This is a genomic window from Alteromonas sp. 76-1 (genome assembly GCF_900654235.1).
Lineage (GTDB): Bacteria > Pseudomonadota > Gammaproteobacteria > Enterobacterales > Alteromonadaceae > Alteromonas > Alteromonas naphthalenivorans.
This window is the reverse complement of sequence record NZ_LR136958.1, coordinates 604,466-621,683: the sequence shown is the minus strand read 5'-3', so window position 1 is coordinate 621,683 and position 17,218 is coordinate 604,466. Positions and strand designations below refer to the sequence as shown.

Annotated in this window: 19 protein-coding genes; 13 read left to right on the top strand and 6 right to left on the bottom strand. The window is 42.5% G+C overall.

Annotation, left to right across the window (positions count from 1 at the left end; translation table 11 throughout):
- The first annotated feature begins 49 nt into the window (after positions 1-49).
- The 6 genes from ALT761_RS02605 to ALT761_RS02580 all read left to right on the top strand — a co-directional run bounded on the left by ALT761_RS02605 (position 50) and on the right by ALT761_RS02580 (position 5,075).
- The gene (locus ALT761_RS02605) at positions 50-541 is read left to right on the top strand and encodes a DUF4265 domain-containing protein (RefSeq protein WP_129736200.1); all 492 of its coding nucleotides are present in this window, start codon (positions 50-52) and stop codon (positions 539-541) included.
- A 124-nt stretch (positions 542-665) separates the two neighbouring features.
- Positions 666-989, top strand: a complete 324-nt coding sequence (locus ALT761_RS02600; protein WP_129736197.1) for a hypothetical protein — start codon at positions 666-668, stop codon at positions 987-989.
- 134 nt (positions 990-1,123) lie between these two features.
- A complete protein-coding gene (locus ALT761_RS02595; RefSeq protein ID WP_129736195.1) occupies positions 1,124-1,849 on the top strand; it encodes a hypothetical protein in 726 nt (241 codons plus the stop codon).
- Between the two features lie 127 nt (positions 1,850-1,976).
- Positions 1,977-3,056 (top strand): DUF418 domain-containing protein, encoded by a 1,080-nt coding sequence (locus ALT761_RS02590; protein WP_129736193.1) that lies wholly within the window; start codon positions 1,977-1,979, stop codon positions 3,054-3,056.
- A 234-nt stretch (positions 3,057-3,290) separates the two neighbouring features.
- Entirely contained in the window at positions 3,291-3,566 is a 276-nt protein-coding gene (locus ALT761_RS02585; protein WP_129736190.1) for a hypothetical protein, read from the top strand.
- A gap of 1,020 nt (positions 3,567-4,586) precedes the next feature.
- Entirely contained in the window at positions 4,587-5,075 is a 489-nt protein-coding gene (locus ALT761_RS02580; protein WP_129736186.1) for a GNAT family N-acetyltransferase, read from the top strand.
- A gap of 399 nt (positions 5,076-5,474) precedes the next feature.
- Here ALT761_RS02580 and ALT761_RS02575 read toward each other — a convergent pair whose 3' ends face one another.
- Positions 5,475-6,386 (bottom strand): 2OG-Fe(II) oxygenase family protein, encoded by a 912-nt coding sequence (locus ALT761_RS02575; protein WP_129736183.1) that lies wholly within the window; start codon positions 6,384-6,386, stop codon positions 5,475-5,477.
- A gap of 256 nt (positions 6,387-6,642) precedes the next feature.
- Here ALT761_RS02575 and ALT761_RS02570 point away from each other — a divergent pair, with 256 nt between their 5' ends.
- The 4 genes from ALT761_RS02570 to ALT761_RS02555 all read left to right on the top strand — a co-directional run bounded on the left by ALT761_RS02570 (position 6,643) and on the right by ALT761_RS02555 (position 8,554).
- Complete coding sequence (locus ALT761_RS02570) at positions 6,643-7,302, top strand: NADPH-dependent FMN reductase (RefSeq protein ID WP_129736180.1); 660 nt, start codon at positions 6,643-6,645, stop codon at positions 7,300-7,302.
- Between the two features lie 156 nt (positions 7,303-7,458).
- Entirely contained in the window at positions 7,459-7,713 is a 255-nt protein-coding gene (locus ALT761_RS02565) for an RNA recognition motif domain-containing protein (protein ID WP_013785571.1), read from the top strand.
- A 105-nt stretch (positions 7,714-7,818) separates the two neighbouring features.
- A complete protein-coding gene (locus ALT761_RS02560; protein WP_129736178.1) occupies positions 7,819-8,304 on the top strand; it encodes a GNAT family N-acetyltransferase in 486 nt (161 codons plus the stop codon).
- Between the two features lie 7 nt (positions 8,305-8,311).
- Complete coding sequence (locus tag ALT761_RS02555; RefSeq protein ID WP_129736174.1) at positions 8,312-8,554, top strand: hypothetical protein; 243 nt, start codon at positions 8,312-8,314, stop codon at positions 8,552-8,554.
- Positions 8,555-8,599: 45 nt separating this feature from the next.
- Here the strand turns inward: ALT761_RS02555 and ALT761_RS02550 are convergent, their stop codons facing one another.
- From ALT761_RS02550 to ALT761_RS02535, 4 genes are all read right to left on the bottom strand, one after another.
- Positions 8,600-9,862, bottom strand: coding sequence for an NRAMP family divalent metal transporter (locus ALT761_RS02550; RefSeq protein WP_442858137.1), 1,263 nt, complete (start codon positions 9,860-9,862; stop codon positions 8,600-8,602).
- 106 nt (positions 9,863-9,968) lie between these two features.
- The gene (locus tag ALT761_RS02545) at positions 9,969-11,360 is read right to left on the bottom strand and encodes an alginate export family protein (protein WP_129736171.1); all 1,392 of its coding nucleotides are present in this window, start codon (positions 11,358-11,360) and stop codon (positions 9,969-9,971) included.
- A 328-nt stretch (positions 11,361-11,688) separates the two neighbouring features.
- Complete coding sequence (locus ALT761_RS02540) at positions 11,689-12,486, bottom strand: substrate-binding periplasmic protein (RefSeq protein ID WP_129736169.1); 798 nt, start codon at positions 12,484-12,486, stop codon at positions 11,689-11,691.
- A gap of 9 nt (positions 12,487-12,495) precedes the next feature.
- Positions 12,496-13,614 carry a hypothetical protein gene (locus ALT761_RS02535; protein ID WP_129736166.1) on the bottom strand — a complete coding sequence of 373 codons (1,119 nt, stop codon included), beginning with the start codon at positions 13,612-13,614 and terminating at the stop codon, positions 12,496-12,498.
- 218 nt (positions 13,615-13,832) lie between these two features.
- Here ALT761_RS02535 and ALT761_RS02530 point away from each other — a divergent pair, with 218 nt between their 5' ends.
- The 3 genes from ALT761_RS02530 (at position 13,833) to ALT761_RS02520 (ending at position 15,455) form a co-directional block, all read left to right on the top strand.
- Complete coding sequence (locus ALT761_RS02530) at positions 13,833-14,234, top strand: VOC family protein (RefSeq protein WP_129736163.1); 402 nt, start codon at positions 13,833-13,835, stop codon at positions 14,232-14,234.
- Between the two features lie 37 nt (positions 14,235-14,271).
- A complete protein-coding gene (locus ALT761_RS02525) occupies positions 14,272-14,574 on the top strand; it encodes a hypothetical protein (protein WP_013785580.1) in 303 nt (100 codons plus the stop codon).
- A gap of 191 nt (positions 14,575-14,765) precedes the next feature.
- Complete coding sequence (locus ALT761_RS02520) at positions 14,766-15,455, top strand: YitT family protein (RefSeq protein WP_129736160.1); 690 nt, start codon at positions 14,766-14,768, stop codon at positions 15,453-15,455.
- A 349-nt stretch (positions 15,456-15,804) separates the two neighbouring features.
- Here the strand turns inward: ALT761_RS02520 and alr are convergent, their stop codons facing one another.
- Positions 15,805-16,872, bottom strand: a complete 1,068-nt coding sequence (gene alr / locus ALT761_RS02515) for an alanine racemase (protein WP_129736158.1) — start codon at positions 16,870-16,872, stop codon at positions 15,805-15,807.
- Positions 16,873-17,218 lie beyond the last annotated feature (346 nt).

Below are 17,218 nucleotides of genomic sequence, written 5' to 3'. Positions count from 1 at the left end.
CTCTCACTTCGTTCGCGGGGAAGCCTATACGCGAGGCGGCTTCGCCACTATGCCCTACGCGCCTGTGCTCGTTATTGAAAAGTTAGGTGAAAAAGGAAGTTCAGTGTCTACCGAAAAAGTAATATTCGCTTTAGATATCGAAAATGGTTGGCCTCCAGTAAGTGCTGAAGGTGCTTGGTGCGAGCGAGTTAACGGCAACTATAAGCTAGTCAATGCCCCTTTCTTTATCCCTGATTTGGCATATGGTGATATATTTTCAGCTACTCCTGATGAAGTAAATCAACATATATTCGAATTCGAAATTATGGAAGAGTCAGGTCACTCTGTTATTTGGGTTATGAATAATAAAGATATAGACACGACATTTTTCGTCGATATGCTCAAACGAATTGGCTGTAAAGTCGAGACTCTAAATCAGTTTTCTTTAATGTCAGTCGATGTACCACCAGAACTAGATCTCGATGCACTAGACCCGCTTTTAGACTTACATGAAGAAAAAGGCTTAGAGTATGCATTTCCTGTCTGGAGGCATGGTGAATAATTTCACCTAACAAGCAAACTCAGCGTGGAACTGCTAACAGCTTGCTCGGTTCCGCTTCACTGCACATTTTAGCAAGCTATTAGCAGTCCCTGATTGGGGCCTTAGCCACTAAAAAGGATTTTTCATGGATACAGGTTTTCTAATTCTTTTAATATCCTGCTTAAGCGGCTTTATATATTTAATCATTGGCTATCTGCTTACCTTCAAACAAAAAGCGGATGTGCTTAACGGCATCGACTTTTCTGAAATTGCCAACCTACCTGCTTTCTGCAAATACGTAGGCAATAGCTTTTTATTATCTGGTGTAGTACAAATCTTAGTTGGGGTGTTGGCTTACTTAGCTTATTTAAACCTTTTGCTGTTCGTCGCTATTTTTGTTCTCTTCTCGACATTGCCCATTATTAATGTCGTCAGAGCTATGCGTAAGTTTCAAAAAAGCACTTCGTAAGCAAAGCGTGGCTAACAACTCTATAAACTCACTCACTGCGTTCGTTGGCACGCATAGACGCGGGGCGGCTTCGCCACTATACCCTACGGGCCTGCGCTCGTTATTGAAAAGTTAGGCACCCAAAAGGATTAAACATGATTTTACGGATTTGTCTTCTTATTTCACTCTTGCTCACTACAAAGCTACTCGCGCAGGAAACCGCTATCGTTTCTTTTAACCCCAAAACCAATAAGGTTTCATATTCTGGCAAACTAACCGAATCTGGTCTCGAAATGTTTATAAATTTACTGGACGAACATCGTGACAATGTTCGGTGGTTAGAAATAGAAAGTGAGGGGGGTGAAATTAATACCGGCATGAGTTTCGGTGAAATTATTCACAAAAATAAACTTAATGTTTCAATCCCCAATTATTGTCTATCGTCTTGCGCAAATTATGTCTTTACCGCTGCCAATAAAAAATCTCTCGGAAACAATGCTATTGTAGGATTTCATGGTGGCGCTTCAAGTGAGGTGTTAGACAAATCTCAAATAGAAGAACAGGTAGCGTCTTTTCCTAAAGAACAAAGAGAGAGTATTAGAAATCAAATTACGGCTCAATTGGCCAAATATGTTGAAAGCGCACAAAAACGAGAAAAGCTATTTTTTCAGCGCATCGGTGTAAACCAAGAAATAACCACACTAGGACATGCACAGCAGTATAAATCACTGTATGACTCTGAAAATTATGTTGCCTGGTTCTATGAAAATGAAGATTTGGAAAAGCTTGGAGTTAAAAACGTTCATGTTACCAATCCTCCATGGCGCATTAAGCAGCTCTCTGAAAAAGCAAAAGTGTACAAGGTGAAAATTGGTATCTAACAGAACACTAAAGGCACGCGCTCTGCTCGCTGGGACACTAATACAAGGGGCTGCGTCACTTCGTTCCTAATTTTAGCTCATATGTTATCGCCCCTTAGTGGGGTGTTAACTTTCTCACGGAGCGTATATGAAGCAAAGAGTTACTGGGTTTGACCTTGCAAGAGCTTTGGCGATATTCGGCATGGTCATTGTTAATTTTAAAATTGCCATGAATGCTGAAACTGGCAACCGGTTATTAATGATTTTTGCTGGGCTTTTTGAAGGTCGGGCATCGGCCTTGTTTGTTATTCTTGCAGGTGTTGGCGTGACATTTTTGACTAACAAAGCAAGAGAGTCTGGTGATGGCTCACTTGTATTAAAAAATCGTTTATCGCTGATAAAACGCGGATTATTACTGATTGCGGTCGGTCTTTTATACACGCCAATATGGGAAGCTGATATCCTCCATTTTTATGGATTTTATTTTTTAATAGCTGCGGCCATATTTACAATTAACGATAAAGCCTTGTTATTTACCTCGGCAATTATCATGCTGATATTTCCAGTCTTAATGCTGTTTCTAAATTATGAGCAGAACTGGAATTGGTCAACATTAACCTACGAGAATTTTTGGTCATTCGATGGAATGGTCAGGCATATAGTATTTAACGGCTTCCACCCCGTCTTTCCCTGGGCGGCTTTTTTGATATTTGGGATGTGGTTGGGGAGGCAGGATTTATCCCAAAGCTTGATGAGAAAAAAGCTGCTTGCTTTGTCACTCATCACTTTGCTTGTCACCGAATGTGGTTTTTATTTGATAAGATTGACTATTGGTGATAATACTGCGTCCGAATTGACACCTGAAGTAGTAACATTTCTGTTTTCAACATCAATTATACCTCCATTGCCCCAATACATAATCTCTGCTGGCAGTTCCGCCGTTATTTTGCTGGTTGCTTGCTTATACTTTTCAGATAGATTTTCTGAAAGCAATATCAACAAATGGCTGTACAAAACAGGACAATTGTCTTTGACCTTGTATGTTGCCCACGTCATTATTGGTATGGGCATCCTTGAATCAATCGATCGCTTAGAAAATCAGACAATAAACTTCTCACTACTTAGCGCATTAATATTTTGTGTTTGCGGGATAGTTTTTAGTGTTGTTTGGCTTAAGTTTTTCAAAATTGGACCGTTAGAGTGGATTTTCCGTAAAGTTGCAAGCTAACAAAGCATTGCAGCGGACAAGTCATTGAATGCGAGTATCCATGGTAAAGTCCTCATGCGATGTACGCACAAATGTTAGTACAACCATTGAATCTACGGCAACTAACAAACGCAGTCGCTAGCGCTCATTGGAACAAAATACGTAGGCTTCCTGCGCTTCGCTTAGTATTGTAGTCTTCGTGTTTTTGCACGTTATGCGGGTGTTATATTTCAGAGGGCGCTCATGGATTATAGAGTGATGTTAGTATCTTTTTTAGTTGGATTCGTGACGTGCATTCCAATTATTAAGTACCTTTTCAAAGCCGTTTGGGTTACCGATAGTGAATTTGAAAAAGAATACGAAAAGGAAACGGGCAATAATATGATTAATGATTTCCTATTTTCTTATGGCTTTAATGAGACAACCGTCAATGCGTATGCCAAGGCAATTATTGTTGTAATCCTGCTTCCAATTATCCCTATTACACTCGTTGCTTTACCAGTTTACTTTTTAATTCAGTGGTTATTTTGAGTTGCAATATAATAAAAAAATCAAGTTCGCCCGCTACGCGGGCTGGGACGCATAGACGCGGGGCGGCTTCGTCATTATGCCCTAAGTGCCTGCGCTCGTTATTGAAAAGTTATGTATTAACGTAAATTTTAAGGAAGTAGAGAATATGTCTGAATGGGGAAAGACTGCGACGTGGTTAATGTTAGTTACTGCTATCGTAGTGTTTTTGGCTGCTGTATTTGTAATTGGTTCAACGATTGGGAGGCTATTCATATTAGGGGCTATTGAACTATCCATTCCCCAAATCGGAATCATTTGTGCTGGAGTCACTTCCGTATCTATTTTTGTACGTTGCGTTAAAAAATTGAAAGGTCGGGTAGAGAACGAGTGTGTGTAAAATGCCTTTTTATAAACTGCATGGATATAAAATTCAGTGAGTTTAATACGGGCATTCTAAAACAGATTGTAAGTAAAGTACTGCTAATAAGGTTTTCAAGATGGGCAATGAAAGTCATAACATGCACCTGTATTCATACTCGATAAGGTAGTTATGAGTTTTGAAAAACCAACAATTTGGGGGAATGGTTCATACAAGCCTTCAGCTAAATGTCCTCAATGCGCATTGATAATGCATCTCAAAAACCAATGCCCACACTGTCATCATTGGTTAACTGATTTTGAAAAGCGGAAGCAGCAATACTTTTGGAAACAACAAAAAAGAGCTTCAATTCTAAAAGGTATTGTACTATTTCCTGCATTGCTCTTATTGTTGTACGTCGTTTTTACGTTATTTCTATACTGAGGTAGCTATTTTGTATATTCACGCAAGGATGTTTCATGAATCTCATGCCTCCCAAACATGCAGCTAGTGAGTAGCCGTATAGCCACATAGCCATATAGCATCGCGCTCAACGCTTTCCATGACCACATGAGCAAACCATTTGAGTACACGTCAATACGCCTCACACTTCGGCGTCTATCGGGCTAAAAACGAGTGATAATTTTGCTTGGCTGAGTTATTAAAATATAGAAAGGATTAGAATGGTTAACCTGAGAGACTTCAATCAAAACGATATTGATAGGTTAGTGCATATCTTAAATGATGAGGCGGTCACTAAGTTTCTTTCTACTAAAATTCCTAATCCTTATACAAAAGAGGATGCGGCTTTGTGGGTTAATGAGGGCAGTCAATCTGGCATCATTAAAGCCATTTCTTACGATGATGTATTAGTTGGCTGCATTGGCGTTAATCGAGGGCAGTTTGAATACGAGCGTTCTGGTGAGGTTGGCTATTGGCTTGATAAGCGCTATTGGCGAAAGGGCATTACAGCAGAGGCTATTCGACAAATATCAGACTATGTATTTACCCATACCAATATCGTGAGACTTTTTGGCGCTGTGTTTGCGGGTAACCACGCCTCTATGCAGTTGCTTTTGAAATCAGGCTTTAGCGAAGAAGCTATACTGAAAAAAGCCATTTATAAAAATGGACGTTTTTACGACAAGCATGTTTTCGCGAAATTGAACTAGATTTATTACTGACTTTTCAACGCTTTGTATAGTTAAAGGGCGCTTCTCAGGCAAAACCATAAAAGCTGTAGGGAAATAACACATGCCTTTTAACGCATACCTAGCGAACATATATCTCTGCCTTCGTTCAAGTAACAATATGATAACAACATGGGCTAATCAGATGTTCTGATGGTATAAATAGATATATTGTCACTGCGAGCGCCGGTGTGCTCGCCAATCACTAAAAAATTAAGGTGCTATTGTGGACTTTTTACTCAATATTTTAATTTCAGTTGGGTTTGTTATTTTTATCATTTTTATTGTCGGGTTGATGGCGGCAAAGAAGCTAAATTCGAAACAAGATTAACGGAGGATCCCTCCCCCGTTATTGCTGCTACTTATTGCTAGATACCGCACTTAAAAAGGCGCAAAGTCATCTTGCGGTTGAGATGGTACTGTCCACCTTTCACGGGCATCAATATCAACGCTTTTCTCACCTTGTGGTGGCATTTGACCGCGATTACCATACAACCAGAGTACGAAGTTGGTTCTTTCTCCACTGGTGATAGGCTGTGCCGCATGCGGTACGTTTCCACGGTGAAGCATAGCGCTGCCAGGCGTAAACGTTAGGGGGTTTACTTTCCCTGCTTTTACATCATAAAAATCCACTGTCGACCCCGTAAATGTTTCACCCGGAACGTTTAGATTAATATTTAACGTTACTGCTGACGCGTCGGTATGCGGTCTTATCGATGTATCGGTATTTGGCTGATAATGAATAGAAAAGCCAAAGGTTTGTGTGTCGTACCCCATAATTTCCGGAAACAGTAAACGAGCAATCGGACGCATGTAAGTGTCTAGCATCATGCGATAAAACGCTTGGAAACTTGGCGCAGCCAAATAGCCTTCCGAACGCTTATCTAGCATGGCACCACGACGGTTTAACACAATGCCGTAGGGCGGTCTTAGCGCTATTTCTGCATCCCATACTTTTTCTAAATAGGCGTGTAACTCAACTAGCCTTTCAGGATCAAAGAATTGAAATTGATATACATCGGGTGACACCTCTTCTAATAGCGCTTTCACCTCTGTTTCTTTTTCAGGATTTTCCCACGCTTGCGTGACTGCGCTGCGTAATTTGGCATCTAGTAAAGAATCATCAAGGGTGAATAGGTTGTCTTTTTCACTGGCTTCCCACTCGCTCCACGCGTTGCTAAGCAACTCGTTATTTGTACTCCAAAACTGTTGCACGGATGGCGCACGATGAAGCATAGCCTCGCGGCTTGGTAAATCTAAAGCACGTGCTTGCTGTAATTGAGTAAATGTCATAATAAATTATCTCCAATGGCAAAATGGGGGACAGGCGTTGTATTTCAAACCGAGCCCCAAACCTATGCCTATAATCTATTACACCTGATTTAGTTAATAAATGCGGCTATTCTGGAAACAGAATTTAGATTTAGAAGATAATCAAAAATGGCTATTCACTGCGATAATTTGCGATTTTAGCTTCAGTACATCAGTATGGTTTCCACCAGCGGTGTTAGTAAACTACATCGAATAGTTTTGGAAAAGGAGCATACCAATGAAGTTTCTTATTTTTTTAGGCACTGTTCGGGATAGCACGCCACCTAGGCCCGCTCGTCTTGGAGAACGTGTGGCAAAAGCGGTAATGGCCTGTTTGCAGCTTCGTTACAACGAGCATGATGTAGAATTGATAGACTCATTAGATTATCCCTTAGACGCTATCTTTAAGCCCCATTTTGCCTATGCCAAAGGTAAGGCGCCTGCCGAACTAAATACATTGGCCGAAAAAATTGCCAATTGTGATAGCTATGTCATGGTTAGCCCCGAGTACAATCACTCTATGAGCCCTGCCCTTGCTAATTTGCTTAATCACTTCGGTAGTTCATTATTTGCTTACAAGCCTAGTGCTATTGTCACTTATTCAGCTGGCCAATGGGGTGGTATGCGGGCAGCGGTAGGCATGCGTACTTTTTTGTCTGAGTTAGGCTGCTTGCCAGTATCGGCTATGATTCATATTCCCAAGGCGCAACAAGTATTCGAAGAGAATGGTGAGATGTGTTCAGGGGAAGACCAGTCTTCGTGGTTTGATTACTTTGCTCGTACTTTGAATCAATTGATGTGGTGGGCAGAAGCAGCTAAGCGCCATAGTGAAGACGTTAACCCCCATGAGGTGATTAAAAACTTTAATACCGTACCGTCAGAGCGCGATGCGCCCTAAGGTAAAGAGCGCAATCGGGGCAAATTACCCAACCAGCACGTTGACGTGCTTTTAATTTGAGTTACTGCCGGTAAGTATGACGAAACCTATCTACATCGCTTTAGCTTTGCTGTATAACAAGCCTCTTCTTACTTTGCCGAGCGCACAGGAAACAAAATGAAAATATTAATACGTAATTTAGACAGACAAACTACACAAGAAGAGCTTGCGAGTTTATTCGAAGCTTTCGGTTCTGTGCAGTCTTGCACCATTGTAGTTGATGAAAAGAGCGGTGCCTCTAAAGGCTTTGGATTTGTAGAAATGCCTAAGCCAGGTGAAGCTAAAGCGGCCATTAAGTCGTTAAACAATCATGCGTTAGGCGATGCGAATATCCGCGTTAAGAAAGCAGAAGATAAACCCGAAACGAAGTAAATCCGATACAAAGAACATAGTGGTAGTGCAAATCCACCAGCATTGGTTCTCATTATAAATGGGATCTATATCAAGCTGGGGTAATATAAAGAAGTGAAGGTATGTATGAATATAGAAATCATAAAAGCAGATTATTTTGACGACGCACATAAGCAAGCTATTCCTTATTTGCTAAACGAATATGCGAAAGATCCTATGGGCGGCGCTGAGGCACTTTCTAAACATACCTACGACAACTTAGTCGATAAGCTCTCTACACTACCCCATGCCTTTAGTATTCTTGCTTATGTTGACGGCAAACCCGCTGGGCTAATAAATTGCTTTGAAGCATTTTCTACTTTTGCCTGCAAACCACTTATTAATACTCACGATATCGCTGTGTTGCCCGAGTTCCGTGGTTTAGGACTTAGCCAAAAAATGTTAGATAAAGTAGAGGAAATAGCGCTAGAGAAAGGCTGCTGCAAGATTACCTTAGAAGTATTAAGTAATAACACAGTGGCAAAATCGGCCTATGAAAAGTTTGGCTTTACCAGCTATGAACTGGCGGAAGGTGAAGGCCACGCGCTATTTTGGCAAAAGAAGCTAGGATAGCCTAAACGTGGAAAACGCACTTTTAATTATAACCACCGTGGTAGTTGGCCTAATTTGCGCCACGGCACTTATATTAGGCGCTATAGACTTACTTGCTAGGGCGTCTGAAATAGGGGTGAAAGGGCTTGTTCTTTACGTGTTGTGCTGGCTATTGTTAAGCCCATTTATTGCAGCAGTTTCACTGCTGGTAGGCTTTTACGTGCTGTACAAGATAGTTGCACTTGCCTTCACAAAACGCACGCCATCGTAACGTAGCGGGTTTAGTTAGAATGCTTAGCATTCTGCTAATGTGATCCTAGCCCCACTTCCACCAAACAAACAGCAGTAAAAAGCCAAACAAATACACCAAGCCTACATAGCTAAGCAATGTTACCCACCAGCTGGCTTTTGCATCTTCATGCAGCGAAGCACTTTTTACCAAACGATGATTTAGCCATGCAAACATGGGCGTGGTAACAAAGGCCAGTGTCATAGCAAAGCCTAACATGGCCAGTAGCGCAGATTTAAAAAACAGTACGATACTAAAACTAATGGCTGCCATAGCCAGCAGTACGGGAACGAATACCGCATCACGCGCCATTTTATGTGGCGATACCAATGATATGGCTTCGGCAATCACGCGGGCATAACCATCGTAAACCGTTAATGCCGACCCAAATATACAAAGAAAGGCTACCACGGCAATAAGCCAGTGTGCCCAATCGCCAATTGTATTGGCATATAAGCTGACCAGTTGCTGTGAAAAGCCTATGCCACCTGTTGCAAGTGTTTCGCCACTTCCGTGTAATACCAATGCGCCTAAGCTTAAGAAAAGCAGCGCTAGAATGGTGGTCACCGCATAACCCAGGTTAAAGTCGAACAAGGCGTTTTTAGGCGTTACAGGTTGGTTTTGGCACTGGCGTCTTAACCATAACGACGTGATGCTAGATATTTCTATTGGTGCGGGCATCCACCCCATGGTAACCACTAAAAACCCTACGGTCGCGAGTGTCCAGGGTGATGGCGATTCAAAGCTAGGTGGCCTAGGCTCTAGATTCACCACTGCGGCGCAAAAGGCAGCGAAGGTAGCCAATACCAGCACCCCCATAATGGCTTTTGCCACCCCTTCAAGGGCTTCAAAATGCCCTGCTAGCAATATGAACAATATAGCGCCCAAAGTAGCGGCCGACGCGATGGCAATAGAGACATTGAAAGGCAAAAAATAAGACAACAAACTTGCAGCAAATAACAAAAGTGCGGCGGCATTCACCACTGAAGCCAATGCATTTAGGCACAATGCCACAATTAAATAACCCTTACCCATTTTATGGTAACCGAACTGTAAGGTTTGCCTAGTGCTAATGGTATAGCTAACGCCTGCACGGAAAAAAGGGTACTTTAAAACGTTAACCGCCAGAATAAGTACCACCAACTGCCAACCGAATTTCGCACCCGCTTGGGTAGAGGCAACAAGATGGCTTCCGCCAACGGCGGCAGTGGCCATTAGTACGCCTGGGCCAAGTAACTGCACCATGCGCATGAAGCGTTGATAATGTGTGAGTGAAGTACTGTCGCTCAATCTTTTCCCTTAATCGCAAACTGCTAGAAGCGGTTACGGAGTATACCTATTCCCGCAACAAAATTGCGAGCTTCCAGCAGTGTTAACGTGAAAATAGGATGAGAAACTAGAAAGTATAAAGTGCCTCAGTGAACATAAAGAGGCTATCATCAGGGTAATCACCCCGCTCAAACCCATCCCCTTTCAAAAGATAGGCCGCACCAATAGCAAATCGTAGTGAAGATTTTATCTGCCAACGCCACCTTGCTTCTAACTGATGACCAATGAAGCTATCAACAGACTCTGGGGCTTTTTGATACCACATGGCCTTATAGCTCACCATGATATTATGTTCGGTAGTGGGTGTGGTTACGCTTCGCGCACCTGCAGTGACTAAATTTCTGCGAGGCATAGCTTGGTAAACGTCTGTTGGCCCAAAATCGAACCTTCTTACACCGTAAAGGCTATCGAAGTCAGAAATGGTGTTATCGGTACTGTCGTTGTCACCGCTTACTACATCTACTTCACCACGTAGCAAGGTAGAGTCGGTAATTTTCTTACCCAAATTAGCGTGTACCATCCAGCTTTCTACGTCTAATTCAGCGGTGTCACTAGCACTTGCGGTTTGATGAGAGGTTCCGGTTTGCCCAATCACTTCCACATTGGCTTTCCATGTATCGGCAAAAGGTTTGGTGTATTCGACACCCAAGGTGTAAAGGTCGCGGTTTTTCGTAGCGAGCTTCGCCGAGTCTTCTTCTTTTAACCAGTAGCTGTGCACCTTCACGTTGTTATCAGATGAGGTAACATATAAGCCAAAAAACTTCCGTTCGCTGTAGCTTTTATCGAAAGCGCGGTCGGCATCGGCCACAGCACCGCTATCCGTGGGTAATCGGCTTACTGGCAATAAGTAGAAACCACGAACGTTCCACTCGTTTACCGTCCAGTCTACCAATACACCGTCGAAGGCATTTTTTGTATTTCGATATACGCCTTGCCCAATTAGTCGACGAGAACCATGGTCGAAAGTGACTCGCCCTGCCGTTATGGATTTCAATCCACTTTCATCGGCAGCGATCGTATTTTTGGGAGTATAGCGAGCAAAGAACTGCAATGGTTCTAGCGTATTAACTTGGGAAGACGTTAATGTGGGGTCGTTATCGTCTAACCACGCGCGTGAGTCTGCAAGTTCAGCAGTAACATTAAATACGTCCCAATTCGCTTCGGCTTTCACTAATAGGCGCGATGAAATTCGGCGATTGACTTGCGCTCGGTCTTCACTAGAAGAAGGAAAAATAGGGTTATTCAGATGCTCGTATTTAAGCCTGAAAGAGCCGCTAATATCGAATGTGGGCTGAGAAGACGCTACGTTAGAACTTGAAATATTTTCTGCGTTGGCATTAGCACAAAGCCCTACCACAGCAGCCATTACCGTGCAGGGTATCAAAAGATATAAAGCAAGATAGAAAGCTACATTCTTAACAGGGTGTAACCACCCATTCATACTACTACGCGTATACATCTACACTCTCACTGTTTTTATGCTGCCTTAACAAGATATGTTTGGCAAAATTGAAAAGTACATCAGCAGACTTTTCATTTAGCATACTCTGGACGCGTGAAGTATATATCCGCTTTGGAAATTTTCCTTATATCTTTGGTATACTAAGAGTGTAACTATTTATTATATAAAAGTTTTAGCGCATAAAAAAGGAGAGCAAGCTCTCCTTTCAATCAGTATAACAGTTAAATAATTCGCTCAGTGGCTCTTTGTCTCTCGCTTCTTAGGACTCACTTCTTATGACTCGCTCTTTAATAAGGACTATAGCTCGATTGAGATAGAACCCGCACTAGCGTCTGTCAAAATTCACAGGTTTTTTAGGATCTTGGTAAAAGCCGTCTTTTAACAACCGTTTGAAACGGGTGAGCTTGCCATCCAATGTGAGTTCTTCCAAGCCTTTATTGAATAACTCAATAAGCAACCTGTCGTCGTTTCGCCCCTTAGCCACTAGTAAATGCGTGGTTACTGTGGAAATGAACGGTTTAATCGGCATCACGGCTTGGCGCTGCTCTGCGGTAAAGTCTCGTTGAAGCAAGTACCATCCAGTAAGATCATCTATTGGAAATAAATCTATTTCACCGCTTACTAATGCCTCTAAATTCTCTTTGTCTGTAGCGTAAGTCGTTACTGTTGGAGTATTTTTAATATAAGTCGCTAGCTCGTTATTGTATAAATAGCCTTCCGTTACTCCCATTTTCTTGCTTTTAAGCTCATCAAAATTCGACCAGGTATCTAGATCAGATTTGGTATTAACATAGAAAACCAGACTTTCGGCAGTGATAGGATCGCTATGCCAGAATTTCTCGCCTCTAGCACGCACAAAGTTACCATATGAAAGTGCATCAAATTCGCCATTCAATGTGGCTTCCACAGCTTCATCCCATGGCATTGAGACAAATTCAACCACCACTCCGGTTTCTAAAAAAGCCTGTGAAATAATGTGATTAATATAGCCATTATGCTCCATCTCTGAAGAGGTGTAAGGCGCATATTCAGTGGTAGCAATTTTAATTTTTAACCAGGCATGCCCCCAGCTTTGCAGTGGGACTAACGCCAAAAGTAGTGTGAAAATAGCCAATAAACGCATAATCTTCCCTTAGAAATAGATACCTAAATTAATATTCAATCTGTGTGTTGTTTCTTGTCGACCACCTAGATCTAAGCCCACGCCTGGACCACCAGAAAACCACATATTTTTCCCTTGAATACTATCTACATAAACAAACAATTTGTCCCAGCCAAAACTACAGCCATTTATCCACTGCGATGAATCTCGGCCTGACGCTTCGTCACCCTGCGCCACACTGTACTCGGTGTAGCACGTAAGTGAGTCAATACGGGTGAATTTATAAGGTACGGAATACACCAAATTCGCCGAATACGTCGACCCATCGGCCGCAGCTAAGAAAGGAAAGGTGAATGCAGAAAGCGAAATTCTATCGGTCGCTTGGCCCTCAGGCGCAGCTAAATCGTATTCGTAGTCAATGTATTGTAGTTCTACTTTAAAATCACCTTGCTGATGACGAACGTGAACAGCGTAAGCCGTCATGTCACCATCTTCTAGTGTATCTAAGTTTAAGATATCGCCATATTGGTAAGACACACCAATGTCGGTAGTACTTCTAGGCAACAGCTTCGCGGTATAGTTCGCACGTAAGTTGTATTGGCCATCTTCTTGGTTACGAAACTCACCATCATCGGCCACATCGAATGAGTAACGGCCAAATTCAGCGGCATCGTTATATTCATCATTCATGAAGTAAGCGGCTTGAAAGTCCCAATTACCGTAATCATGATTTATCTTAATACCGGCTTCATAGTCATCTTCAAAGCCTAAGTAATAATTTACTGAAAACCAGAAGTTGTTTGAACCAAAGGGCTGTAAGCCGAAAGGGGTTTGGGTGATACCTGCAGTAATGTCGGTCGATTCGTCCCAATGGTAGGTAAGTTCGGCAAAGCGAATAGTGTCGAAATCGGTATTCTCGTACCATCGGTATTCTGCTTTATAGCTGAACTGATCTGACTCGCCAGCGACACCTAACTTGATAGATTCAAATTCGAATCCATCTCTTATCTCAGGGAGTTGCCAATCTTGGTGCCCATAGTTAACCCGTACGTGGCCACTCAGCGTAAAAGGAAGCTCATCTGCCTGCACTGCTAAGGAGTTACTGCCTAGTAGCGCGGCTAAGGAAAGTAGTGGAAGTTGTCTGTTCATTCCTTGTCCTAATGTCAATTTGTTCACAATTTAGATCACTCCAATTTGGAGAACCTCGGTGTGATATATATTCCTTCAATACAAATTTTATAGAGTGAACCTTACAAAAAGATCATTGTCGTACACGAAATATGTAAAGCGCATTTGTCGATGAAGCGCATTTCATTTGCGTTAATTTATGGGTAAGATTTCACAAAATTCACGTAAAACAAGATTCTATGCAACATCATATTTCAGCTATTACCTTCCTTGTAGACAATTACGACAGTGCTATTGCCTATTTCACCCAAACCCTTAATTTTTCACTTACCGAAGACAGAGATAAAGGGGAAGGAGCACGCTTTGTATTAGTCACACCGAAAGGTAGTGCAACGTCACTCTTGTTAGCTAAAGCTAAATCGGAAGAAGATAAAGCGATGATTGGAAAGCAAGCCGGGGGTAAAGTGTTTATGATTTTACATACCGACGACTTTTGGCGCGATCATCAATCAATGTGTGACAAAGGCGTTGAGTTTTTAGAAACGCCGCGAGAAGAAGCTTACGGTACAGTAGCTATTTTTAAAGACTGTTTTGGCAATAAGTGGGATTTACTTCAGCCTTCGCCTGCCAACCTTAATTAGGTGTAACTACACCCTCTGGAGATTTGTTTTGTCCCCCATGAAGCGTTCAATCATTACCGATATTGTGGCTATATTGGCCATTGCGATTCTCATTGCAACGGCGTTTTATGGGCTTGAAGCTAGAAAAGAAGTTATTTATTTATGTGATAACTTTACGCCAGGGGTATCGAAAAATAGTGTGGAACGACAATTAAATACCACCAATTTACTGGTATGGGATACCGAATTTTTAGCGGTTGGTAGCCGAATAGTGGCTTATAGCCCGCTAAACTTCGGCTACATGCACTGCCGTGTTGAATTCAATAGACAAGACATTGTAGTGTTTTCAGTGGTGGAATAACCCATTTTTCGCTCATAAATGGTGCAATATTTACAAGTCGGCAACTTACCGTTTACCCTGCGGTTAAAAGTCGTAAAGCTGTGCGTACCAATAGATTTTAAGCGTAGCATGTTATCTAACCACAACCCTGTATCCCCCACCAACGTAAACGTATAATTACAGCGTGTCTTATCAACTAAGAATCGCCACTTATGCAAAACTCCAATCACAGTGTTATCGAAGATATCTTTGCATTAGTTAGTGCCGGATTATTCGTAGCATTTGGTGTCTTTCTGTTCCAATCACAAGATTTGATGGTGGGTGGCGCTGCGGGTATCGCATTGCTGGGGACTTACGCAATTGATATGGACTTTGGTGTTCTATTCTTCCTGATTAACTTACCCTTTTATACCCTTGCTTGGACTCGCATCAGCAAGCGCTTCACATTAAATACGTTTATTTCTGTGACCACGGTATCTGTCTTGACTGAGCAGATCCCAGCCTTCGTCGACATTTCTAGCATTGATCCTATTTTTGCTGCCATTTTTGGTGGCTTGCTTATTGGTGTAGGCATGCTGATTATGTTCAGACATAGCTCTAGTTTAGGTGGTTTGGGTATTTTAGCGTTTTACCTGCAGTCTCGATTTAATGTGCGCGCAGGTACGTTTCAACTTACGGTAGATAGCGTTATTCTGCTTTGTGGGCTTTTCTTTATTCCATGGCATTTAGTGCTTATTTCGATTCTAGCCGCGTTCTGCCTAAATATGGTCATTTCGTTAAACCATCGCCCTGAACGTTATATACCTGCGAACAAAAAGAGTGAAAAGTCGCCTGAAAAAAAGGGGCCTAGCGTGCAGTCGTGTGCAACAGTAAACACTAATCTACACGCTCAAAACAACTAATCTGTTAATTTTCGCCTGCGCTAAACGTAAAAAACCCGGCCATATCAATGCCGGGTTTTTATATTATTCCTAACGTAACGCTTTGTATCCTTGTCGCTACCCTACTGCTTTTTTCTGCACAGGCTTAAACGGTCGACTTACTAGTCCTCGATTCACCCTAGGGCGAGAAAACGAAGTACGCATACAAACCTCACTTACGTGATATACCCACAACAGTCGAAGGTGAAATATTCATCTCAATACTGAAAGTGGGACGTTAGTATAGGCACAAGCGAGTGAAAAACACCCCATTGTTTCGGTGAATGGTCATTCATCAGCGCATTTTCAAGAATGTAAAATACTGTAAATACTAGCGATATTTCACTATGCGAGGTACACGGGCTGATACTCGGGTTAACAATTCGTAATCTATACTACCGGCAGCTTCTGCCACTTCGTTAATAGGTACATTCTCACCCCAAAGTTCTACTCTATCGCCAATGTTAACGTTCGAAATATGGGTAACGTCGATGGTGATCATGTCCATAGACACCCGCCCTGCTAGGCCAGCGCGCTCGCCGTTTACCGCAACAGGCGTACCGTTAGGGCAATGTCTTGGGTAACCATCAGCATAGCCAATACCTACCGTAGCAATGCGGCTATCTTTTTGTGCCAACCAGTTTTGGCCGTAACCAACCGACTCGCCTTTTGGCACATCGCGAAGGGCAATAATACTAGAACGTAACGTCATGGTAGGGGCTAATGCCACATTGGCCGTATTAGGCTGGCCGCCGTAAACAGCAATGCCTAGGCGGTTCCAATCGCCTCGACTTTGTGGCCATTCAATGGTGGCCGGAGAATTAGCAATACTGACAGGAAGCGCTAACTGTGTAGCTATCTGTAAAAACGCACTAAGTTGCTTCTGCGTGAAGTCGTTGCTGGTGTCGTCTGCACAGGCTAAATGAGTAACTAGCACGGTATCTCTCGTAATAAGCGACGCATACTGCTTAACAATACTCGGTAGCGTGTTCAGCGCGAAACCCAACCGATGCATACCACTGTCGGCTTTTAGCCAAATAGTAGGACGACGGTCTTCAGGGCAGGCTAACATCCATTCTAATTGCGCTTGATTGTGCATCACTAGAATACAGCCATGTGCTGCAGCCATAGCGCACTCTTTAGCTTGGTGTGCACCTTCTAATACTACGATAGGCGCCGTTATCCCTGCCTCTCGTAGTGCAATAGCTTCTTCAATAATTGCCACTGCAAACCGAGGGGATACATGTTGTAGAATACGTGAAACGTTAACTGCACCATGCCCATAAGCATCTGCTTTTACCACCGCCATTGAACGACTTGTAGGGGCTAATTCTGCTAATAGTTTAAAGTTACTTAAAATAGCATCAGCGTGAATAATGGCTTGGGTTTGACGGCTCACAGTAAACAGATAATCCTTTGTATTTGCATAGGGGTAGAGTGTATCACGAGTTGAATGAAATCGAATTCTCGGTATACAAATTTATGCGTGCATGTACGAACTATGCTCCTGTTATGTTAAGCCCTACGGAGCACGCCTTGTTGGTTTGCGCTTCTTTCGTATGCGCCTTGGTTTGCGCTCTCTGGTTTACGCTGCAGGTCCGCCACATTATACTGCGTTGTAAATATGGTTAATTTGCTCTTACACATATATACAACTTCAGTATGCTAGCCAAGACATCCAGCATGAATGTATTTTATGCATGTACTGAATACGTGTACTGAATGCGTGTATAGCAAATTAACTC